This is a genomic window from Myxococcus sp. MH1 (assembly GCF_059738865.1).
The window spans coordinates 1,062,577-1,084,276 of record NZ_AP026947.1 but is presented as its reverse complement, the minus strand read 5'-3'; the positions used below and the strand labels follow the sequence as shown (position 1 = coordinate 1,084,276).

The following is a 21,700-nucleotide window of genomic DNA, read 5'->3' as shown; positions in this document are numbered from 1 at the left end:
CACCATTGCAGCATCTCAGGAGTCCCCACCCGCGCTCGCGCCGCCCCGTCGGTCCACGCGGGTCAACAGGCCCGCCAGTCCCTCGAAGCTCGCATTGCCCACCTGATGCAAGCCAAAGCCCCACAGGAACGCCGTCATCCCCGCGCCAAAGCCTCCCCACGTCGGTGAGAAGACATTGAGCAACTGAAGCCCCAACACCACCGCCACGCCCGTCAGCAACACCAACATCGCCAGCTCCACCAGCCACAGATGGCGCGCCGCCGGCAACGGCATTCCCTCCAGCTCCCCCAGCGCCCCACCCGCGTCCTCCGCCCCCACGGGCGCCTCCGGCAACGCGGGCAGGCTGCCTCCCGTGGGCGCGCTCGCCGAGGGCACCTCCGGCACCGACGCCGTCGAGCCCCGCTCCACGAACGACAGCGGAGTCCCCGGTCGCCCCATCCCGACCCCCTGGGAGCTCGGGTACCCCTCCAACGCCAGCTGCGCCTTGTCCGCCTTGTACTCCGCGTCCTGCAACGTCTCGGGCGTCAGCGCCAGCTCCGCCTCGTTCAGCAACGCGTTGATGTGCCCCAGCTCATGCAACTGCCCCTCGCCCTCCGCCTCTCCCCGCTTGCGCGACACCTCCGCGCGCAACCCGGCAATCCGCACGCGCACCTGCCCCGTCTGCGCGCGGTGGAGCGCGTCCCGCGCCTCGCGATACCTCGCCGAGGCCTCGTGCGGCGACTCCGCCGCCAGCGCCAACATCGCCTCGCGCAGCTTCGCCTCCGCCGCGTCCAGGTCCGTCTTCTGCGCCTCCGTGGCCGCGCTCCGCGCCTCCTCCACCGCGCCGCGAAGCTCCAACAGCAGCCGCCGCACGTAGTGCGCGTACGCCCCCTGGTACAGCCGGAAGCCCTCGTCCACGTTCACGTCCGCGCGCGCTCGCGCCTGCTTCAGCCGCTCCTTCACGTCCGACGTCAGCTCCCGCCACTCCTCCAACGAGAAGCCCCGGGGATTGCGCGGCGACGCCACCGCCTGGGACAGCTCCGCGCACAGCACATCGAAGTACGAGCGACGCGCCATCTCGAACTGCTGCCGCGCCGTCGCCACGTCCCCCTGCCCCAGCCGCGCCCTCACGTCCTGCAGCAACGGCAACAGCTCATACGTCAGCCGGAACCCCAGGCTGTCCTCCCCCAGCTTCTGCGCCAGCGCTCGCGCCTGCGCCTCCAGCTCCTCCAGCTTCGCCTTCAGCCCCGCCCGCGCCAGCTCCTGCACGTTCTGCCCGCGCAGCACCTTGAGCTGCTCCTCCAGCCGCTCCGCCGGCACCGTGCCCAGCCGCAGCGACGTCTCCGCCTCCTCCAGCGCCGCGCTCGCCGACTCGGGGCGCATCTCCGGCGGAAGCGCCCGCAGCTCGCGCGAACAGCCGCGCCATGCCTCGTACAGCCGCAGCTCGGACTCCACCCGCGCAAGCTCCCCGTCCGCCACCCGACCACCCCTCACCGGCGAGCGGATGCGCGAGATGAGCGCGTCGATGCGCCCGCGCACCTCCAGCCCCACCTTGCGCGCGTCCTCCTCCTGCCCCTCCAACAGCACGCTCATCCGCCGCCGCAGCACGCGCGCCCGCTGGAGCTGCTGCGCCCTCGGCCGGATGCTCTGCGTGTACAGCCGCACGCCATACGACGACACCGCGCCCGCCGCGATGAGCAGCGCGCCCCACAGCCACGGCGTCCTCACCCACACCGTGAACGGCTGCTCCACCGCCACCCCCTGCGGCACCGCCATGCGCACCGTGCCCGTGTACTCGCCCGGCCCGTCCAGCCCCCTCAGCCGCATCAGCAGCGTGCCGCTGCCATTCGCCGCCACCGTGACGCCCTCCACCGTGGCCAGGTCCAAGTCCGCCCCGTCCTTGCCCCCACCCTCCAACCAGAAGTCCGCGCCACCGAAGCGCGGCTGCACCAGCGTGGCCCCCAGGTCCGGCGCCTTGTGCGAGAGCTGGAGCAGCCTCGGCACCGACACCTTCCCCGTCACCCCCGCCGTCTCCTTGAACGGCAGGCGCACCGTCGCGTCCACCGCGCCGAAGCCCCACCCCGGCGCCGCCACCGCGGGCGACGTCGCCACGAACTGCACCGCCGGCACCGCCTGCACCCGCGTGACGAGCAGCGACGTCGTCTCGCGCCCGCCCTCGTGCACCAACACCACCTGCCCCGTGTAGTCTCCCGCCGCCGGCAGCTTCCCGGACACCTCCACGTGCAGCGGCGAGCGCGGGGACAACGGCGCCACGCCCGCGTCCGCCGAGGCCGTCTCGCGCACCACCGCCGCCAGCGCCACCTGCGAGCCGTCGCTCGCCTGCAGCGGGTCCACCAGCACCGTCACGCCGCCGGGCAGCCCGTCCTGCACGCCCGCGTCCGCGGAGGGAGGCGACAGCAGGTCCACCCGCAGCACCGCGCGGAAGTCCTCCGACGTCGTGCGCAGCTTCACCTCGTTGCTGGCCGTGGCGCCGGCCACGCGCAGCCGCGACTGGGCGCTCGCGCCACGCCACGGCGCGACGAACAACACGAGCAGGGCCAGGACGCAGAAGCCCCGACCACGGAGGAAGCGGGCATCGAGGACGAACATCCACCGACGATAGCAGGCGCGCCCCCCGCCTCCAGTTCACACCCGCCCTCACGTCCAGCCGAGCAGCGCCTTCACCTCCGGCGACAGCCCGCGGCGGATGGTGTCCGTGGGGATGCCCTCGTTGTGACCAGTAGCGGACGGCATGCGCGGCCCGCCGCTGTGATGCAGCGCGACGAGCCGCAGCTCCTGCGTGAAGCAAGGCGCCCCCGAGGAGCCCGGGCTCGTGGACGTCCGATAGGACACCCGCGTGCGCGAGGCGTTGACGCCCAGGAACTCGTCCAGCGCCACGCTCATCGGCTGCCCCTCCGGGTGCTGGACGATGAGCGCCAGCTGGCCAGGGATGATGGGCGTCGGCTCCTCGGGCAACTCCAACCAGCCCCGCGGCGCGTCCTCCACCTGCTCGTCACCGGGCGAGCCCTCCACCTGGAGGAAGGCGTAGTCGAGCTCGCTCACCATCGCCTCCCTCGGGCGCGGGTGCATCAGGTCCGCGGGGCTGTACGGACTGCGCGCGATGCAGCGCTTCACCACGTACTGCCTGCCCGGCTGCAGGAGCGTGCGGTCCGGCAGCACCTTGTGGTCGAAGCGCACGCGCAAGGACTCCAACAGCCGGTTCTCGATGACATGGAAGTTGGTGAGCACCACGTCGCGCGACACCAGGAAGCCCGTGCCCAGCGAGGCCCCCACCACGGGCTCCACCCGACACACGCGCCGCTCGATGGCGGACAGGCGCTTGCGCCACCCGTCCGCGGCGCCCTGCTCCCACGTCGGGCCGACGATGCGCTCCAGGCTGCGACGCGGGACGCTGCGCTGCACCGACGCGAGGTAGCCCTGCATGAAGCGATTCAGACGGGGATGGCGCGGCTGGGCGCCGTGCATGCCCGTCACCAGCTCGCGTGTCCACCCCTCCGACTCCGCGCGGAGGATGAGCCCCGACGCCCGCTCCCTCGGGCCTCCCCTGGGCACGAGCAACTCCAAGTCCCGGTGACAGACATTGGCCACCACCCGACGCAGCTCCTCCACCGAGGGGAAGGCCCCCAGCAGCGCCAGCAGCAACTCGTCTCTCTCCGCGCCGTCGAGCTCCATGGTGCCACCCGTGAAGAACCGCTGACGAGGCCTGCCCCGGCCCGCCGCCGCCGCCGTGACGCTTCCGTATTCTCCGCACGGCGCGACGGGATTCCCAGTGGAAGCAGCCCGCATGCCCTGACGTGCAGGGCCCCACCGGCTGGCAGGACACCCCACCCCCCAGCCCCAGCCCCTGGGGCCCGGGGCCGGGAGTCCACGCGGACACCGGTCTCAGCGCACCGCCCAGGTGGCGGGAGGTACGTAGGAGACCAGGTCCGGCCGAGCCTCCACGCGCAGCGACGACGCGCCCGTCTGGAGCGTGCCCCCCAGCGTGGGGATGACACGGAAGCGCGCCTGGAAGGGTGTCCCCGGACCGCGCGGCGGCAGCTTCAACGTCACCGCGCCGTCCTCGGACGTCCACGAGGACACGCTGCCAGAGGCCACCAGGGCATCCAGGCTCGCCGCGTCCACCTGCGCCCCCGCCGGCAGGCCGTGCCGCAGCTCCAGCGCGAGCCCCGAGGGCGTGGTCGCCTGCACCGTCACCTCCACCGGCTGGCCCACCTTCGCCTCCTGGGACGAGACCACCGCCAGCTCCAGCCCTCGCGCGTCCTCCTTCGCCCACGGCACCGCGGCGGACAGCGCCAGCGCGAAGCCCAGCCCCGGCACCGCCGGCTCCGCGCGCACCGTCCACGCGTGCGCTCCGGCCGAGCCCGTCGCCGGGGCCTCCATCACCAGCACCTCGCGCAGCGCCTTCGCGTCGTAGGTGCCCTCCGTCACCGCCTGGCCGTCGCGCTCCAGCACCACCCTCACCCGCGCGGGCAGCGGCTCCTTGAAGAGCGCCACCACGGCCCGCAGCGCCAGCCGGTTCGCGCGGCCGCTGCCCCAGCCCGTGGACGGCGCGTAGCCGGACAGCAGCGACGCGCCCAGGTCCGCCAGGGGCGCCTGGGGGTCTCCTTCCAGGCCCAGCACCGCGAGCGCCGTGGCCTCCGCCTCGTTGGGGGACTGGCCGTTGGCCGCCACCACGCCGGACTCCACCGGCAGGTACACGGCGCCGTCCTCGCGCTTCTTCAGCGCGTCGCGCACCTGCGCCCGCAGGGCCTCCCGCAGCGAGCCCTTCACGACGCCGCTCGACAGCAGCGCCGCCGCCGTGTAGCCGTCCTTCACGTGCGCCCGGTTGCGCTCCAGCGCGCCCTCCGCCAGCGCCGTGAAGCGCGAGGCGCGCCGCTGTCCCGCGGGGCTCCCCGACGCCGCCACCACCGCGCGAGCGCAGTCCGCCGTGGCCACCAGCAGCCGCTGCAGCGTCCAGCCATCACCGCCCTGGCACGTGCCGTCCGGCCGCTGCGCCTGCGCCACCCAGCCCGCGAGCCGCTCGCCCAGCCGCGCCAGCACCGGGTTGTCCGGATGCGCGAGCGCGCCCTCCACCAGCAGCGTCCCCGTCGCCACGTCCGGCGTGCGCGACATCCTCAACGCGCGCTGCGTGGCCCGCGCCACCAGGACACGAATCGACTCCGCGTCCACCAGCCCTCCCGAGGACTCCGGAGGCATCGCCACCCGGCCCTGGCTCGGCGAGAGCGCGGAGCGCACCACCTTCGCCGCGTCGGGCTCGCCCAGCGCCGTGAGCAGCTCGGGCGCCTTGCCCGCGAGCAGCAGCGCGTGCGCCACGTCCTCCACGCTCTCGCGCGCGCCCGCCGACGACAGCTCCGAGCGCAGAACGCCGAGGCCGCCCGGGTACACCTGCAGCCGCACGCGCTCACTGCCCTCCTGCGCGTCCGCGGGGCCGGTGAGCGACAGGGTGCGCGGCGTGGCCAGCATGCCGCTGCGCGTCTGCACCACCGGCCGCCCCGTGGGCCAGACATCCAGGGGCCGCTCGACGCTGTCCGCGTCCCCCAGCGACGCGCGCACCGCGACGGGCCCGGGGCCCGAGACGCGCACCGTCACGTACTCCACCACGCTGCCCCGGGCCGGCACGCGCACGGTGCGAAGGCCGCCCTCCACCACCGCGCCCGTCGCGGCCACCTTCAGCGGCGCCTCCACGGCGGACTCCGTGGTGTTCACCACCTGCACCGGCACCCGCGCGGTGTCCCCCGCGCGCAGGAAGGCCGGCACCACCGGGTCCACGTACGTGGGCAGCGTGCCCGCGAAGCTCGTCACCGCGCCGGCCTGCGCGCCCGAGCGAGAGTGCGCCAGCGCCAGCACCCGCCAGCGGGTGAGCCGGTCCGGCACGCGCACCGGCAGCGTCGCGGCGCCGGAGTCGTCCGTCACCACCAGCGGCTCGAAGAGGAACGTCTCGGGGAACCACGCGCGGCTCGGCGCGCCCTCGGCCTGGGGCGAGGCCTCGTCCTTCATCGGGCCCCCTCGCGAGGCGCCCTTCTTCTTCGCGCCGAAGGCATCGTCCAGGCCGCCGACGGCCACGGCGCCCGGGGCACCGCCCTCCACCTCCTCCATCACCGGCTCGGCCAACGCCTCCATGGGCGCCGGGGCGGCCTGGGCCTTCATCGGCGACTGAAGCCTCACCATCATCTCCGGCTCGGCCGAGCCGCTCAGCGCGTCCGCCGACATGCCCATCAGCGGCCGCGCGGCGAAGAGCGCCCCGAACACCGCCACCACGCCCGCGATGAAGCACACCACTCCGACGATGACCGTGCGCTTCATGGCGCCTCCCGGGCAACCCACGCGTTCCAGTTCTCCACGTCCTCCGGCAGCCGCGTCCCGCGCGACACCACCGCGCGCGGGTCCGTCAGCTCCAGCAGCGCCTGGGGCAGCCGCGACAACCGCAGCCGCTGGCCATACGCATCCGTCACCTTCTCCCCGCGCGCCTCGCACGCCGACAGCGCCTGGGCCCACAGCTTCGCCAGGCCCTCGGGCGCCAGCGTCTCGCCCTCGGGCGCCTTCTCCTCCCACTCACGCACCCGCGCGTGCAGCTCCCCGAGCACCGTGTAGAAGGGCTCGGTCAGCTCCACGTCCGGGTCGAACTCGCCCACCTGCAGGCCCCGCACCCGCGTCTCCGTGTCCACCAGCGTGGGCACCGAGCTGACCCGCAGCAGCGCCGCGGCGGCCGCGTTGGAGCCGCGGATGCGGCCCTGCGCCAGCGCCACGCCATCCAGCACCCCGAAGGCGGGCGAGGACACCGCCGGCGCGGGACGCAGGCTCGCCAGCGCGTCGCCCCCCGGCAGCGGCACCAACTGCCCCAGCGTCTCGTCCACGCCGACCAGGCCCACCGCCGCCGGGCCGTCCTTGCCATCCACCCGCGTGCGCACCAGCAGCCGCGCCAGGTCCCCGGGCGCATACGCCGGCTTCTCCGGCGACACCTCCACGGACAGCCGCGCGCGCGGCGCCACGTACACCCGCGCCCGCGTCCCCGCCCACTCGGCCTCCGCCCAGCCCTCGAAGTCGTCCGGCAGCCGGAAGCGCGCCGAGGTGGCGCCCTTCTCCAGCTTCGTCACCAGCGTCTGCTTGCCGGCCTGGAGCCGCAGCTCCTCGGGCAGCTTCCCCTGGAAGGACGGACCGCGCATCAGGTCGATGCGCACCTCGTCGCCACCGCGCGCCAGCACCGGCGTCGCGCGCAGGCGGAAGGGCGGCAGGCGCGCGGGGCGCAGCAGCCACTTCGTGTCACCCACCGGCTTGCCCTCCACCGTCGCGACCACCTTCAGCTCGTAGCCCAGGAAGGTGGTGGCCTGTCCCTCGCCGTCGTCCTCCCCCTCACCTCCGGCGGGGTGGACGGTGAGCTCGGCGATGCCCATCGCCTCCAGCCCCGCGTCCTCACCGGAGCCGAAGGCGGACGCGGAGGCCTTCAGCCGCGAGAAGCGCTCCTGGATGCACGCCACCGTGGACGCCCCCAGCTCGCTCTTCACCCACGGCCGCGAGGACCAGGACGTCGTCAGCGCGCCCTTCGCGCCCAACCTCCAGGTGAGCGACATCGGGAAGGGGCTGCTCGTGGACTGCGTCGGGGACACACAGGCGCGCGCATCCCGGGCCGCCGTGCCCAGCGAGTCCATCAACGCCGTCGCGGTGCCGAAGGCCGGATGCACCGCCAGCTCCACCCACGGCAGCCCCGGGTCCTGCACCTCGAGGCTCAGGGCCAGCATCCGCTCACGCCCCGCCGGCAGCGCACGCGTGCGCACCGCCTGGGCCAGACACCGGGACAGCGCGTCGTTCGCGCCCACCACGTCCACCACCGCGCCGCCCATGCCCACGCGCACGGCCAGCGGCACCTCGCGCACCGGGTCCTCCGGCAGCACGAAGCGCGCGCACGGGAGGAGCGCGGGCAGCCAGGCCTCCACCGCGACGCGGTCCTGGAGCGACTCCTCGCCGTCCTCCTCCAGGAGGCTGCGCACCTCCGTCAGCGTCACCGACGGCGCCGGCGGCGGGCGGCGCACCGGCATCGGCGGCACCACCACGTTGACGGGCGGGCCCGGGTCCAGCTGGAACGCGGCCACGCCGTCCTCGTCCGTCACGCCCCGGACGCCCTCGTCCTGGGAGTCCCACGCGCGCGTCACCGTCAGCTCCGCGCCCGGCAGCACCCGCCCGTCCGGCGTGGTGGCGCGCAGGTACACGCGGTTGCTGAAGCCCTCCACCAGCCCGTCCTCCAGCTCCGTCACCGACGACACCGCGAGCGCGTCCTCGGACAGCAGCAACGACACGCCGCTCGCGACGCGGTCCCCCGCCGCGTCCTTGGCCACCACGCTCGCGGACAGCCGCGCCTGGCCCCGCAGGTCCTCCGGCACGCGCGGCAGCGTCACCTGGAAGCGGCCCGCCTTGTCCGTACGCGCCTGGCCTGGCAGCCCGCCCGTGCCCCACTCGGGGGGCGGCGGCCACGCGCCCGAGACGTCCCACGACAGCTCCACCTCCGCGTCCGCCACCGGCGCGCCGGACGCGTACACCACCTGTCCCTCCACCTGGGGCACGTCGCCCGCGCGCCAGTAGGGGCGGGGGCTCTGCGCCTCCACGCGGAAGCGCGGCAGGGTGAACGGCTTCACCGTGAACTGCGCGCGGGCCACCGTCTCGCCGCTCGCCCACTCCACCGTCCACGCTCCCGTGGGCGCGCCCCGGTCCAGCGGGAAGCCTCCCGCGACGACGCCCCACGGCCCCGCGGGGGCGCGCTCCTCGAGCACCACCTCACCCGAGGGGTCCTTCAAGAACCACGTCCCGGGCCGCCCATCCAGCGGCGCCAGGTCCTTCGCGCGCAGCGCCACCGCGCGGAAACGCACCTCGTTGCCGGGCTCGTACAGCGGCCGGTCCGTCAGCACGTGCGCCACCGCGGGCGCATAGAGCGGCAGCGGTATCTCCACCGTGTCCTCGCCCAATGGCGTGGAGAGCCGGGCGCTCAGCCGGTAGTCACCATCCGGCACGTCGGGCAGCTTCACCGTGGCCCGCGACACCTCGCCGCCGTCGCGCTTCCAGGGGCCGTCCTTCTCGGGCGTCAGCGGCGTCTCTTTGCCCTCGGCATCCACCAGGAACAGCGACACCGAGCCGCGCCGCACCCGCGCCGTCATCCGCTCGCCCCGCGAGTCGATGCCGTGCGCATCCGCCCACGCGAAGACCTCGCCAGGGAGGTTCCGACCGAGTCCCTGCGCACCCAGGCTCACCGTCTGACGCAGCGTCCCCACCGGACAGCGCGCGAGCTTCACGCCTCGCAGCATCCACGTGGACACGCACACGTCCCACGCCGTGAAGGCCCACAGGCCCACCAGCAGGAACGCCACCAGGCCCCCCGTCAGCCATGGACGGCGTCGCAACCGCTCTGTCATGCATCCTCCCCGAGTCCCTACTGTACGCCGGGAAACCCCCAAACCGTTCCCAGCGTCCGTTTTCGCGTACACGGCACCCATGCGGTAGCGTCGAGCGCTCCATGCCCGTGTCGCCACCCAAGCCCCGCGCGCCCCGTGTTCCCCAGGATGCCCTGCCCTCCCGCCTGGAGGCGCTGCTGCATTCGCTCACGGACCGACACCTGGCGGACCGGCTGGAGCGCGTGCACCGCGCGGCGGCGGTGGCCATCGACCGGCTGGGGCACCTGAGCATCGCGAAGTACGAGCCCACCACGGTGGAGCCCGAGGGCGGCGCGGACCTGGCCCTGTGGGAGACGATGGCGCCCGCCATCGGCGACACGCTGGTGGGCGTCAACCAGCTCGTCACCGCCATCCACCACGAGTTCCCCCCGCCGCCCACGCGAGGCGCCTCGGACGGCGGCTGGGCACCTCCCCCGGCCAGCTCCGACGAGCGGCTGGCGCAGGAGGTGGAGACGGTGCTGCACGCCATCGCGGAGCGGCTGTCCAAGCGCGTGTCGGAGCTGGGCCAGCAGATGCGGCGACCCGAGGTGGTCAGCGACCAGTGGACGCTGATGGCGAAGCTGCAGGCCTTCCGCGCGGACTTCCGCGTGCGCATCGGCGACCTCGTCTACCTGACGGCCGCGGCCTTCGAGGACGTGCGGCGCGAGGACGTGGTGCCCGGCTACGTGCACCAGGTGGGCGCCCGCGCGGCCCTGCGCGCGGCGGCGGCGGACCTGCGCCGCTCGCTGCAGGGGCGACTGGAGCGCGCGGCCAAGGCGGAGGCGCCGTCACGGCCCACGCTGGCGAGGCAGGCGGCCGAGAGCCTGTCGGCGTTCATCACCCTGCCCGCCTCGGTGGCGCTGCGCACGCCGCAGAAGCAGCACGTGCTGACGCTGCGCGCGCGCATCCAGGAGGCCGCGGGCAGGAGCGAGCTTCCCGCGGAGGCGCTGCCGGAGCTGGTCGAACCGTTCCTCGGCTTCCTCGACGAGGCGATGGACGAGGTGACGCGCACGTGGCTCACCGTGCATGACCGCGAGCTGTGGGCGTCGTGCGGGGCGAAGCTGGAGCAGGCGGAGATGCACCTGACGCTCGGCTCGCAGGGCGCGGCGCGCGTGCTGGCGGACGCGGTGGACACGGCGGCGGCGCTCTACGGCCGCTCGACGCCCTTCGACGGCTTCCTGCGCAAGGCGCGTCAGGAGGCCGCCGAGGGGCTGGACGAGGCGGGCTCATGGGGCCTGCTCGAGCGCTTCCGCGAGCGCCTGGCGGCCCTGCCCTTCAGCTGACTACTTCGGCTGCGTGTCGGCGGGCAGCGCGGGCGCCTCGGGCTTCGGCGGCAGCACGCGCAGCTCGTTGAAGCGCTCCGCCAGCGTCTGCGGCGTCAGCTCCTCCTGCCACTGCTTGGGGCTGGTGTTCCAGCCGAAGTCCGCCGGCACCTTGCCGCCCCCCTGGCTGCGGTAGCCAATCATGTCCGGAAACTGCGTGCTCCAGCGGCCCGCGGGGTCCGGCTCCTGGGTGATGTGCTCCCGGTTCGGGCGGTGGAGGAAGTTCTTGCTCGCGTCGCTCATGGCACAAGCCTCTCCGAAACCCGGCCCCAAGGGTAGTGGGAAGCCACGGTGCCCGGCTCCCCACGCCCGGGCACGAGGGTTCCTCAGGCGGCCTTCCGGGCCTTCCCCCGTCGCACGGGCGGCCACACCCGGGGGCCGAGCTCGAAGATGGCCGCGAAGTAGCGCGCCTGCGCCTCGCTCGCGTACCGGTAGCGCCTCACCTCGCCGTCCGAGGTGACGACCTCGACGCCCCACCCCTTCTTCTCCTCGCGCACATCCACACGCTCCACACCACCCATGCCCTCCCCCTCTCGTGTTCCCGGCGCGGGGCAGATCAATCCACGTGCCAGTCGCGCCACGTCGGAGCCGGGGGTTGCGATGTCGTCAGGACGTCACTCGCGTCCGAGCCCGTAAGGAATGCAGGTGCGCTCGCCTGTCCGCCTGCCTCTTGCGGGGGGAGGGCCAGGAGGATGCGGGTGGCCTGGTGCGGTCTGCTTGTGCCGCGCGATTCCTGCGTTACTTGTGGGACATGACCGAAATCGAGAGCAACCTCGGCGAGCGATTCGCCGAATTCGTCCTTCCCGACGGCTGCGTGCTCTGCGGCGGAGCGGTGAGCGTGCGCGCCACTCCCTCCGGCGCGAACAGCTACTGCGCGCACTGCCACTGGTTGTCCAAGCCGCGCATGCGCGTGAAGGACAACGGCGTGGAGCTGTCCTTCGGCGCGACCGCCACCGCCTGAAGTCTTTCTTTCGCGTCGAGCCCGAGAGCGGGCTCGACGCATCCACCTGCCGACGACTCAGGACGCGCTACACGCCCACTGGCCCGTCGGCATGCAGTAGCAGTTGCCCGCGCGGCGGTTGATGCAGCACGAGCGCGTGCCGCCCACCGGTGAGCAGGTGCGTCCCGCCAGGTACGAGCAGGCACTGTTGGGCGACAGGCAGACGCTGGGAATCGTGGGGAGGCAGATGTTGTGCAGCCCGTCGCACTCCACCGACTCCCCCGGGTAGGTGTTGCACGTCGTGCCCTCGCACGTCACCGTCGAGCCGTTCGGACACGTCGTCGAACAGACGACCGCGCTCGAAACCTGCCCCAGCGTCTCCTCCTCCGGCTCCACGGCTCCGGTGCCACCGCAGGCCAAGAGGCCGGACACGACGAGGGCCGACAACACACCCAGGCACAGCTTCATGGTGGGACTCCTTCTTCCGCCAGGGATGGGCCCGCATGCCCATCCACGCGCCGACGTGCGCGAGCGGAAGTCAGGGATTGAAGCACGGGCCGCGCGGAGACTCCCGCGAGTGCCACGTGACTCACCATGACGGATGCATCTGGATTGCACGATTCCGCGCGGAGCGGCTCGACCGGCCCGCACCGGGCCCACCTCAACGCCGAGGTGTCTCGTTCAGGCCAGGCCCCTCCAGCGTGCGCCCGGTGTTCGCGGGCGCCTCGCGCGGCGGGGCGGGTGGCAGGCCCTTCGCGGAGAGCAGCAGCGACAGGAGCGCGGCCTGCTCCGCGGTGTCGAGCGCGAGCACCGTCTCCGGCAGGCTCAGCGTGACGGCGGTCGGCTCGCCCTCCAGGTCCGGCTGACAGGTGCGCCACCCGGTGTAGCGGCCCCCCGCCACCGTCAGCGAGTAGCTGCACCCGCCCACGTCCCCGGAGATGCCCACGGGCGAGAAGACGAGCGAGGTGGGCCAGTTCGACAGCTCACCGTCCACGCGCATGCCCTGCTCGGAGGAGAAGCGCGACAGCTCCAGGCGCGTGTCCTCCACGCCCACGCGCCCCACGATGGGGCCCCGTCGCCAGCCCAGCTCCACGTCGCCGCCGCGAAGCTGGCCACGGAAGGACGCACCCGTGCGGCGCAGGTCGAAGCCGCCACCGCTCAGGCGCTCCTTGCCCAGGGAGATGGCGAGGGACTGGTCGCCCACCTGCAGGCGGATGGGCCCCGAGCGCTGGGAGGTGGCGAGCTGCGCGCTCGCGGGCGCGACGACGCCGAGGGACAGCAGCACCGCGCCGAAGCGGCCGAGCGCGCGTCGGGGTCCTGACGGGGAACGGGCCACGGGACACCTGCCTTGTTCGCGAAGGGACACTGGAAGCAAGGTAGGGCCGTGAGCCCGGAAGGCACATGGGCCCACGACTCGGGGGCTCGCACGGTGGGACGTGGAGCCCCCCGAGTGAGGGCGCTCAGTGGGGCCCGTGCAGGCCCGGCGCCTCGCCGCTCGCGACGGAGTCCGCCTCGCGCTGGCGCTCCTCCCTGTCCCAGCTGTGCCCGTCCTGGAAGCCCCACTCGTCCACGTCCACCTGGTAGCTGACCTTGGACAGGATGCGCCCCCGGCAGATGCGCTCCTGCCAGTTGCCGGCGTCCACGGAGCCGTTCGCGCGCGAGAGCAGCTCGCGCATCAACCACTCCGGCACGGTGGCGCGGTCGGACGGGTAGGCGAAGCGGAAGAAGAGCAGGTGCGAGAGCAGCACCTCCCAGTACCGGTCGAAGCGGCGCAGCAGGCGCTGCCAGTCGAACGTGGGCCCCGCCTTGAGCAGCAGGTGGGTGAGCTCATGGCCGTCGAAGCGCTCGCGCTCGAGGACGAAGGCCTTGCTCCAGAAGATCTCCTCCGCGGGCGGGACACGGCACGGACAGCCCAGCACCTGGGCCGGCACCGCGTGCTCGAACCACGCGTCATCCACGGCGGTGAAGCCGTTGCCGGAGCCGTAGATGAGGTCGACGAGGAAGTCCTCCCAGAAGGCCTTGTGCAGCCAGCCGTGGACCTCGCTCTCGGTGCGCCACTCGTGGCGCGCGAGCATCTCCACGGCGCGGTCCCCGTCCTTGCGATGCAGGAAGAGGTCCAGGTCCTTCGTGTCGCGGTAGAGGCCCGTGTAGTGGGCGAAGGCGTAGGCCCCACCCACGAGGAACGGGATGCCTGCGTCGGTGAGAAGTTGGATGGCGTAGGTGCGCGCGCCCAGCTCCGCCACGGAGCGCCGCACTTCCATCCGCCTCGGGTCTCCTCCGGGTGCCCCGGAAGCCTTCGGTGGTTGCTCGGCCATGACGGAAGATAGGGGAGCTGCGGCTACACGTCAGTGAGCCGTCCGCGCACCCGCCCGCAGAGCAGGCGGGCAGACCAGACGCCCGCTCACCTCCCCCCGAGGATGACTCAGCGCACCAACCACAGCATCACCGGCGCGGTGACGAAGGACAGGGGGATGCCCACGCCCACCATCAGCACCGCCAGCTCCGGGTCCAGGCGGTGCTCGGCGGCCAGAATCGCCGCGCTCACCATGGGCGCCATCGCCGCCTGGAGCACCGTGGCCTGCACCACCATGGGCGACAGGCCGGGCAGGGCCCACAGGCCCAGCATCACCACGCCCGGCACCAGCACCAGCTTGTAGAGCAGGCCCAGGGACAGCGCCGGCAGCCGCGCCTTCACCCCGGACAGTCGAAGCTGCAGGCCCACGGAGAACAGCGCCAGCGGCGTCAGGAGCGCGCCCAGCCGCTCCAGCACGGAGTCCACCCAGACGGGGTAGCCCACGGGGCGCAGGAGCAGCGCCAGCACCAGCGCCACGAACGGCGGGAAGGTCGCCACCTTCTTCGCGAGCGCGCCCAGGGGCAGCGCCACCTCCGCGCTCGCCCTCGCCGCCGCCAGCGTCGCGAGCGTGGACAGCACCAGGAACGAGCCGAGCTGATCCACCACCACCGCCACGGCGAGCCCCTCCGCGCCCAGCAGGGCCTCCGCCATCGGCAGGCCCACGAAGGCCGTGTTGCCCAGGCCGCCCGTCAGCACCAGCGCGGCCACGGACTCCTTGGACAGCCCCAGCTTCGGCCCCAGCCACCGGAAGAACGGCCCCGCCGCGAGGTAGTACAGCCAGGGCACCACCGCGGCCACCAGCAGCGACGGCACGAACTCCAGCCGGTGCATCACGCGCAGCACCAGCGCGGGCAGCGCCACGTACAGCACGAAGGTGTTGAACGGCCCCGCGGAGCCCTCCGGGAACTTCCCGCTCCTGCGGGCCAGCACGCCCAACACCAGACACGTGCCCAGCAACCCGATGACCTGACTCATGACGCCCACGCCCTCCGGCTTCGCCACCGTCCCACCCCTGCCTCGCGGGCGATGACGTCCCGCGCTGATAGCGCGCAGGGCGGGCCCACGCCAGCTCCCTCGCGACCCAACGGCGCCAGCGCCACCATGGGCCCACGCCACCGCGCTCACTCACAGGCTCCGGCAAGTTCAGCCGCGCCAGTGTCCGCGAGGCCCGCGCCACCCAGCGCTCACTCACAGGCTCCGGCAAGTTCAGCCGTCAGTGTCCGCGAGGCCCACGCCACCCCGCGCTCACTCATAGGCCCGGCAAGTCAACCGCGCCAGCGCCCCGGCAAGCGGCCCGCGCCACCTCACTCAAGGCGAGCAACCCTCGCCAGCGCCCCAACGAGGCCCGCGCACCACACCCACTCGGGAGCCCAGCACACCCCGTGGACTCGGTTCGCCCCTGCCTCCGTCAGGGCCTCATCGAGAGGTCGTCCCCGAAGCCTCTAGCCCAGCGCGAAGCCCCCTACTCCCACCGCCCTCCCGCCCATGCCCGACCTCCCCCATCCGCCCCACCTGAACTCCTCGGAGCACCAAGCAGCACCACGTTCCACGGGCTCCCGCGGCCGCTCGTGCAAGGGCGTTCGCGCTGACACATGCTGCGTGCGCACATGAGTTCGCGATGGACGACGAGCGCGCTGGGCAGGGCCGTGCATGAGATGGCCGGCGGCCTGCCGCGCACCTACTGGGTGCTGTGGGTGGGCACCCTGGTCAATCGACTGGGCAGCTTCGTGGTGCCCTTCCTCGCGCTGTACCTCACGCGCGAGCGGGGCTTCAGCGTGGAGCAGGCGGGCCTCACCGTGTCGCTCTACGGCGTGGGCGCGGTCATCGCGAGCCCCCTGGGCGGCATGCTCGCGGACCGCGTGGGCCGGCGCCTGACGCTGGCGGGCGGCCTGTGGCTCGGCTCGGTGGGCATGCTCCTGCTCGGCTTCGCGCGCGAGCCCTCCTCCATCGCGCTCGCCGCCTTCTGCCTGGGCATCCTCGGAGAGCTCTACCGTCCCGCCGTGTCCGCCGCGGTCGCGGACGTCGTCACCCCCGAGGACCGGCAGCGCGCCTTCGGCCTGCTCTACTGGGTCATCAACGTGGGCTTCGCCGTGGCGCTGCCGCTCGCGGGGCTGATGGTCCGCTTCGGCTACGTGACGCTGTTCGTGGCCGACGCCATCACCACGTTCACCTACGGGTGCTGCATCTGGTTGCTCCTGCCGGAGACGCGCCCCGCCCGCACCGCGTCGGAGGACGCCCAGGCCCCCGGCGCCCTGCGCTCGCTCCTGACGCCCTTCCTGGACCCGACCTTCGTCGCCTTCGCGCTGCCCATCCTCGGCGTGGCCATCATCTTCCATCAGAGCCAGGTGTCGCTCCCGCTCGACCTGAGCGCGCGCGGCCTGAGCGAGGCGCAGTTCGGCGCGGTGCTGTCCGTCAACGGCCTGCTCATCGTCGCGCTCCAGCCCCTGTCCCACCGGGCGCTCAAGCACCTGCGCCGCGCGCACTCGCTCGCGCTGGCGGCGGCCCTCACCGGCCTGGGCTTCGGCCTGCACGCGCTGACGGGCAACGTCGCGCTCGCGGCGCTCGCGGTGGCCATCTGGACGCTCGGCGAGATGGCCCAGGCCCCCGTCGCGCCCTCCGTCGTCGCGGACCTGGCGCCCACGCGGCTGCGCGGCAGCTACCAGGGCGCGTACCACATGCTCTGGGGCCTGGCCTCCAGCGCCGCGCCCGCGCTCGGAGGGCGGGTGCTGGGGCGCGCGGGCACGTCCGCGCTGTGGCTCGGGTGTCTGGTGCTGGGGCTCGTCTGCGCCGTGTGGCAGCTCGTCATCGCCCCCGCCCGCCGGCGCCGCCTGGATGCCCAGCGCGCGGTGGGCGCGCAGCTGAGCCCGCTCATCGACTGAAAAGACCACGGGCGGCCTCCCCGACTCGGGAAGACCGCCCGTGCTTCACTCCCGGGTGTCGGGAGCGTGGACTACGGCTTGGTGTAGCTGATGGCCAGGTTGTACGTGCCCGCCGTGTAGCCGCGGACCTGGACGTACGCGCTCGTCTGGCCGGCGGGCACCGTCAGCTCGCACGTCTCGGCGGCGCCCGTCTGGTACGGGCGGCAGTTGTACGCCGTGGTGGTGGGCGCGGAGCCGAAGCGGACGTAGAGGTCCGGGTCACCCGAGCCCGTCATCACGACCTTGAACGTGCTGCCCGCGACCACGGTGTACGCGGGGAAGTCGGTGACGCTGCCCGAGGCCACCGAGCCCGACTTCGTGTCCGTCGCGGGCGTGCCACCCGCGTCCGGACGGGTGTAGTTGATGGTCAGCGTGAAGGTGGCGGCCGTGTAGCCACGCACCATGACGTACGCCGTCGTCACGCCCGCGGGCACCGTCAGGTTGCAGGACTCCGACGCGCCGCTGAGGTACGGGCGGCAGTTGTACGTCGTCGTGGTGGGGGCCGCGCCGAAGCGCACGTACAGGTCCGGGTCACCCGTGCCCGTCATCGTCACGTTGAAGGCCGTGCCGGGCACCACGTTGATGGCCGGGAAGGCGTTGTTGGTGCTCGCCGCCACGGAGCCCGTGAGCGTCGTCGTCGTCGGGGTGCCCGTGCCAGGACCCGGCGGCTCCGGGTCCGTGCCGCCCGGCGCGCCGTAGAGCGCCACGGCGCCCTGCGCGTCCAGCGCGGTGATGACCAGGTCCCCGTTCTGGGTGCCGTTGCACTGCGGATAGTGCATGACGGACGCGGAGTCGTACGCCGTCAGCTGACGCCAGTTGTTGTCCTCGAAGCACGTGCCGGCCTGGGGACGGGTGTGCTCGTGGCGGAAGCCCAGCGTGTGGCCCAGCTCGTGGCGCAGGATGCCCTCGAGCGTCCACGGCGGGATGCTGCCGAAGGCCGACGTGTCGATGAGCACGTTGCGGTTGGCGCGCGTGTCGTTCGGGAAGAACGCGCGGGCCAGGTACTGGTTGCCCGAGTTCACGATGCGCACGTCGAAGACGACGTTGCCGTTGCTCGCGGTGCAGTTGCCGTCCTGCGCCACCACGTGCACGAAGTCCACGTTGGCCACGGCCTCCCAGGCCTCGGCCGCGCTCTTCATGGCCGCCACCGCGGTGTTGTACCGGGTGCCGAACGACGAGGAGCTCACGCAGTAGGTGATGTTCTTCTTCTGCGTCGCGTTCCAGGCCGCGTCCACGCCGCCCGCGGTGTGGACGATGAGCTGCCCGTTGCGCACGTTGTTCTCATAGAACTCGCGCAGGTGCTTCTCGCTGGCGAACGGCGTGTCACCATCCGCGATGAAGATGCCGGTGTCGGGCTCCTGGTACACGCCCGCGAGGAACTCCTCCCACGACATTCCCTGGCTGACCTCCTCGGAGGGGGGAGGGGTGGTGTTTTCGCCGCCGCAACCGGCCAGCAGCGCCAGGCCCGCGAGGGCACCGACAATCTTGGACTGGGACATGAACATCCTTCTTCGCAGAGGAATGAGGCTCCCGGACTCCCACAGCCCGGGGACCCCTGCCCTGAGCAGGTGTCATGCCATCCAGGTAACTAGCGGATTTCCCTTAGCTTCCCACTAAAACACCCGGTATCCACGGAGCGCCTGGACTCCACGCCTCGGGGACCACGGCGTAAAGACTCATGACACTTTGAAGTCCGTGTCCTTTGATTCCAAATGGTTACAACCCCGTAACCAAAGTGTCCTGGGACAGGACACCTGAGTCGAAAGGTGTCGCGGGTCCGTACGGACTCTGGTTACAGGGGCAGCGGCGACTTACAGGCCCAGCAGCGTCTCGGGGCGGTTGAGGCCGCGCGCGCGGGCCAGGGGCTGGAGGACATCCGCGGGGGGCGCGTCCGCGGTGAGCAGCAGCGCGCGCACGGCGGTCTCCACCACGTCCTCGGCGCCCGGGCGCACCATGCCCCGGCGCGCGTCCTCCACGCGCTTGCCCCGGTACGCATCGAAGCGCTCCTTCACCCGGCGGGCCAGGTCCGACACGGCCTTGTCGCCCACCTCCACGCGCAGCTCCAGCTCGTTGCGCAGTTGCACCGGGTCCGCCAGCACGCCGTACCGGTCGTAGCCCTTGTGCGCCAGGTCCTCGTGCATCACGGAGAAGTCATCCGTGTGCGGCGCGGGCACCTGGGACTTGAGCAGGTCCCGCATCACCGCGGTGACGGAGGCCGTCACGGTGAGCCGGTGGAGCTGCACGTCGTAGACGAAGTCCGAGTACATCGGCTCCTCCACCGTGACGGGCTCGCGGAACGTGGTGTCGCGGTGGCGCTGCACCTCGATGCGCTGCGTCTCCGACTTCTCCAGCGCGGCCTCCAGGCTGGCCTCCTTGACCTTCACCGCCGCCAGCAGCAGCGCCAGCGCCTGCTCCTCCTTCGCGCAGGAGCTGGAGGCGCAGCGGGCGGGGCTGCACTCCCCGGGCAGCGTGCCGGGCTTCTCCGCCTCGCGCGCGGCCTCGCCGCACTCCTTCAGCGCCTCCAGGCACTCGCGGCGCTCGCGCTCGCGGCAGCGCTCCGTCCCCGCGCGCAGCAGGTTGAGCTCCGTCTGCAGGCGCAGGTACTCGCGCAGGGCCTGGGCCTGCTTGCGGTCCACCTCCTCCTGGGTGCGCTCGGCCTGCAGCAGCTTCGTCTCGAAGCCGGCGCGGCGGGGGTTGGGCACGGACGTCTTGCCCGCGAGGTAGCGGTGCGAGCGCTGCGAGTCCTCCACCGCCTTGAGCGGCAGCACGCGCTCCAGGGACAGGTCCAGCTTCACGCCCTCGCGCCCCTCGGGGGCCTCGGTCACCACGCGCAGGGGCAGGTGCGTGGGCAGCATGGCCGCCAGCCGCCCCGCCGCCAGCCGCTGCGCCACGTCGGGCGCGCCCGCGCGGTCCTCCACCGGCGTCGCCACGACCAGGAAGGCCACCTCGTCGCGCAGCTTCTGGCGCACCGCCTCCGCCCGCTCGCGCGCCGCGGTGGCGCCCACGCGCTCCTGGTCCGCGCGCACATAGGCGACGAGCGCGTTGCCCAGCTTGCCCGCCTTCTCCAGCCCGTCCCCCGTGTTGAACCAGCGCTTGGCCCACGCCACCTGCACCGCGTCCAGGGCCTTCTTGGCGCCCGCGTGGTCCGGGGCCACCGCCAGCACCGCGTCCAGCTCCGCGCGCGCCTCCTGGAGCTTGTCCGCCTTGAGCGCGGTGAGCGCCACGGCCACCCGCTCGTCCAGCGTCACGTTGAGCAGCTCCCTGGCCGCCACGTTCTCCGCGTCCAGCTCCAGGGCGCGCACCAGCCGCTTCATGGCGCCGTCCAGGTCCCCCGCGTCATGGACGCTCCGGGCCTCCTCCAGCACCACCTGGCTCCAGGCGCGGCGCACCTCGCGCAGCTTCACCGTCACCTCGGAGGCCTCCGGGTCCGCGGCGAGCGCGCGCAGGTAGGCCGCCTCCGCCTCCGCCCACTTCTGCTGCTGGCTGGCGGTGTCGCCCTCCTTCACGGCGCGGGAGAAGGCCGAGCAGGCCGTCAGGGCCAGCAGCGCGGCCAGGGCGAAGGCGCCGAGCGCGCCGCGGGACGACGAGGGAGCCGGACGAGGGGGACGGAGGGGGGCGGACACGCCCGCATCTTCCGGGAAAGGCGCCACCGGGTGAAGTGTTCGGATGAAGCCAGCCCTCCCCGCCCGTGCCCGCCAGGCCCCTCCCACACGCCTGGCACCTCGCCCCTCGAACGGACGACCCCGCGGGTTGGCAACCCTTGCTGCTGGCCCTTATCAGGTGCACCTCGTGGTGCCCGCGCTCCGGACTCGCAGATGGGAATGACGCGTCGCACCAGCCGGTAAACGGTTCATCGCACCCACGAGGGGGGCAAGAGAGTCATCATGTCCTGTCCACAGCCACGTCCCACCGAGTTCCGCCTGCCCATGCGCGCGGAGTCCTTCTCCATCGAGGAGCACCGCAACGTGCACTGCCGCTTCTATGGCGGCTGCATCGACGTGGCGGTGCGCCAGGATTGGGACAGCTTCACCTGCTCCAGGTGCCCCCTGTTCCAGCAGGACACCGCGCCCGGCGCGGACCAGTACGCCTTCAACCAGCCCGCGGAGAACGGCAGGCCCTAGGCCGCCCGTCCGGACTCCGACGGACCGGTCCCTCCTCCAGGTGCGGGAGGAGGGCCGGGGGCCTCCGGGGTTCTTGTCCTTCGCAAGGCGGTGGGAGCGCCGGACCCACGCGCCGCTCGTTGGATGTCTCCTTCCGGCCGCTGTGAGCCCGAGCGCATGACCTACCGTCCCGTCGTCGTCCTGGCCGAGGATGATGGCCTCCTTCGAGAGGCGGTGGCCGAGGCCATGGAGCTGGAGGGCTACCGCGTCGTGCCGTGCGACAGCGGCTTCTCCGCCCTCAAGGCCTTCTTCGCCGAGCCCCGCGTGGACGTGCTGGTGCTCGACTGGCTCCTGCCCGACATCGAGGGCCGGGACCTCATCCGGCTCCTGCACGCGCAGCGTGAGCTGTCGGACCTGCCGGTGGTGCTCACCACGGGGCTGGAGCTGGAGCTGCCCAGCTTCGAGGGCGCGGTGTGCCTGTTGCGCAAGCCCTTCGATTCGACCGAGCTGTCGCGCATCCTCCACCGGCTCACCCACCCGACGCGTTCCACGACGCCGGCCCGGTCCTTCGCGCCCACCGACTCGCGCGTCGTCTGACGCGCGGCTTCCCAAGCAGCCCCTCGCGCCGCATCTTGAAGGCCGTGTGTCCCC

17 protein-coding genes are annotated in these 21,700 nt (G+C 73.0%); 5 read left to right on the top strand and 12 right to left on the bottom strand.

The annotated features are described in order from the left end of the window. Nucleotides 1–15: 15 nt before the first annotated feature. The 4 genes from AC6JA9_RS04540 to AC6JA9_RS04525 all read right to left on the bottom strand — a co-directional run bounded on the left by AC6JA9_RS04540 (nt 16) and on the right by AC6JA9_RS04525 (nt 9,398). Nucleotides 16–2,589, bottom strand: a complete 2,574-nt coding sequence (locus AC6JA9_RS04540) for a hypothetical protein (RefSeq protein WP_497959139.1) — start codon at nt 2,587–2,589, stop codon at nt 16–18. Between the two features lie 48 nt (nt 2,590–2,637). Next, nucleotides 2,638–3,672 carry a trypsin-like peptidase domain-containing protein gene (locus AC6JA9_RS04535; RefSeq protein ID WP_223745882.1) on the bottom strand — a complete coding sequence of 345 codons (1,035 nt, stop codon included), beginning with the start codon at nt 3,670–3,672 and terminating at the stop codon, nt 2,638–2,640. A gap of 210 nt (nt 3,673–3,882) precedes the next feature. After that, nucleotides 3,883–6,303: an alpha-2-macroglobulin family protein gene (locus AC6JA9_RS04530; RefSeq protein ID WP_497959138.1), complete on the bottom strand. Its 2,421-nt coding sequence runs from the start codon at nt 6,301–6,303 to the stop codon at nt 3,883–3,885. Next, complete coding sequence (locus AC6JA9_RS04525) at nt 6,300–9,398, bottom strand: MG2 domain-containing protein (RefSeq protein ID WP_223745880.1); 3,099 nt, start codon at nt 9,396–9,398, stop codon at nt 6,300–6,302. Before AC6JA9_RS04525 ends, AC6JA9_RS04530 begins: the two co-directional genes overlap by 4 nt. A 107-nt stretch (nt 9,399–9,505) precedes the next feature. Here AC6JA9_RS04525 and AC6JA9_RS04520 point away from each other — a divergent pair, with 107 nt between their 5' ends. Continuing rightward, entirely contained in the window at nt 9,506–10,699 is a 1,194-nt protein-coding gene (locus AC6JA9_RS04520) for a hypothetical protein (protein WP_370640321.1), read from the top strand. Here AC6JA9_RS04520 and AC6JA9_RS04515 read toward each other — a convergent pair whose 3' ends face one another. Together AC6JA9_RS04515 and AC6JA9_RS04510 are read right to left on the bottom strand one after the other, a co-directional pair. Next, nucleotides 10,700–10,981, bottom strand: a complete 282-nt coding sequence (locus AC6JA9_RS04515; RefSeq protein WP_141332980.1) for a hypothetical protein — start codon at nt 10,979–10,981, stop codon at nt 10,700–10,702. It abuts the gene before it with no gap. A gap of 83 nt (nt 10,982–11,064) precedes the next feature. Beyond that, nucleotides 11,065–11,259 carry a hypothetical protein gene (locus AC6JA9_RS04510; RefSeq protein ID WP_046710946.1) on the bottom strand — a complete coding sequence of 65 codons (195 nt, stop codon included), beginning with the start codon at nt 11,257–11,259 and terminating at the stop codon, nt 11,065–11,067. A 230-nt stretch (nt 11,260–11,489) separates the two neighbouring features. Between AC6JA9_RS04510 and AC6JA9_RS04505 the strand changes: the two genes are divergently transcribed. Next, entirely contained in the window at nt 11,490–11,699 is a 210-nt protein-coding gene (locus tag AC6JA9_RS04505) for a hypothetical protein (protein ID WP_141332979.1), read from the top strand. Nucleotides 11,700–11,756: 57 nt separating this feature from the next. Here AC6JA9_RS04505 and AC6JA9_RS04500 read toward each other — a convergent pair whose 3' ends face one another. From AC6JA9_RS04500 to AC6JA9_RS04485, 4 genes are all read right to left on the bottom strand, one after another. Next, the gene (locus AC6JA9_RS04500) at nt 11,757–12,146 is read right to left on the bottom strand and encodes a hypothetical protein (RefSeq protein WP_223782446.1); all 390 of its coding nucleotides are present in this window, start codon (nt 12,144–12,146) and stop codon (nt 11,757–11,759) included. A 193-nt stretch (nt 12,147–12,339) separates the two neighbouring features. Beyond that, nucleotides 12,340–13,014 (bottom strand): hypothetical protein, encoded by a 675-nt coding sequence (locus AC6JA9_RS04495; protein WP_223745877.1) that lies wholly within the window; start codon nt 13,012–13,014, stop codon nt 12,340–12,342. A 124-nt stretch (nt 13,015–13,138) separates the two neighbouring features. Then, nucleotides 13,139–13,939 (bottom strand): nucleotidyltransferase family protein, encoded by an 801-nt coding sequence (locus tag AC6JA9_RS04490; protein ID WP_223745876.1) that lies wholly within the window; start codon nt 13,937–13,939, stop codon nt 13,139–13,141. Between the two features lie 161 nt (nt 13,940–14,100). Further along, nucleotides 14,101–15,006, bottom strand: a complete 906-nt coding sequence (locus AC6JA9_RS04485; protein WP_223745875.1) for an AEC family transporter — start codon at nt 15,004–15,006, stop codon at nt 14,101–14,103. A gap of 632 nt (nt 15,007–15,638) precedes the next feature. Between AC6JA9_RS04485 and AC6JA9_RS04480 the strand changes: the two genes are divergently transcribed. Then, the gene (locus AC6JA9_RS04480) at nt 15,639–16,910 is read left to right on the top strand and encodes an MDR family MFS transporter (RefSeq protein ID WP_223749341.1); all 1,272 of its coding nucleotides are present in this window, start codon (nt 15,639–15,641) and stop codon (nt 16,908–16,910) included. 71 nt (nt 16,911–16,981) lie between these two features. On the opposite strand, the gene AC6JA9_RS04475 is transcribed toward AC6JA9_RS04480, so the two are convergent. Together AC6JA9_RS04475 and traC are read right to left on the bottom strand one after the other, a co-directional pair. After that, on the bottom strand, nt 16,982–18,448 hold the full coding sequence (locus AC6JA9_RS04475; RefSeq protein ID WP_223749340.1) for a M57 family metalloprotease: 1,467 nt from the start codon (nt 18,446–18,448) through the stop codon (nt 16,982–16,984). Nucleotides 18,449–18,760: 312 nt separating this feature from the next. Further along, nucleotides 18,761–20,572: an outer membrane exchange accessory lipoprotein TraC gene (gene traC / locus AC6JA9_RS04470; RefSeq protein WP_223782443.1), complete on the bottom strand. Its 1,812-nt coding sequence runs from the start codon at nt 20,570–20,572 to the stop codon at nt 18,761–18,763. A 261-nt stretch (nt 20,573–20,833) separates the two neighbouring features. On the opposite strand from traC, the gene AC6JA9_RS04465 reads away from it, so the two are divergent. Both AC6JA9_RS04465 and AC6JA9_RS04460 read left to right on the top strand, forming a co-directional pair. Further along, the gene (locus AC6JA9_RS04465; RefSeq protein ID WP_046710939.1) at nt 20,834–21,070 is read left to right on the top strand and encodes a hypothetical protein; all 237 of its coding nucleotides are present in this window, start codon (nt 20,834–20,836) and stop codon (nt 21,068–21,070) included. A 156-nt stretch (nt 21,071–21,226) separates the two neighbouring features. Beyond that, nucleotides 21,227–21,646 carry a response regulator gene (locus AC6JA9_RS04460; RefSeq protein ID WP_223749338.1) on the top strand — a complete coding sequence of 140 codons (420 nt, stop codon included), beginning with the start codon at nt 21,227–21,229 and terminating at the stop codon, nt 21,644–21,646. Nucleotides 21,647–21,700: the final 54 nt, after the last annotated feature.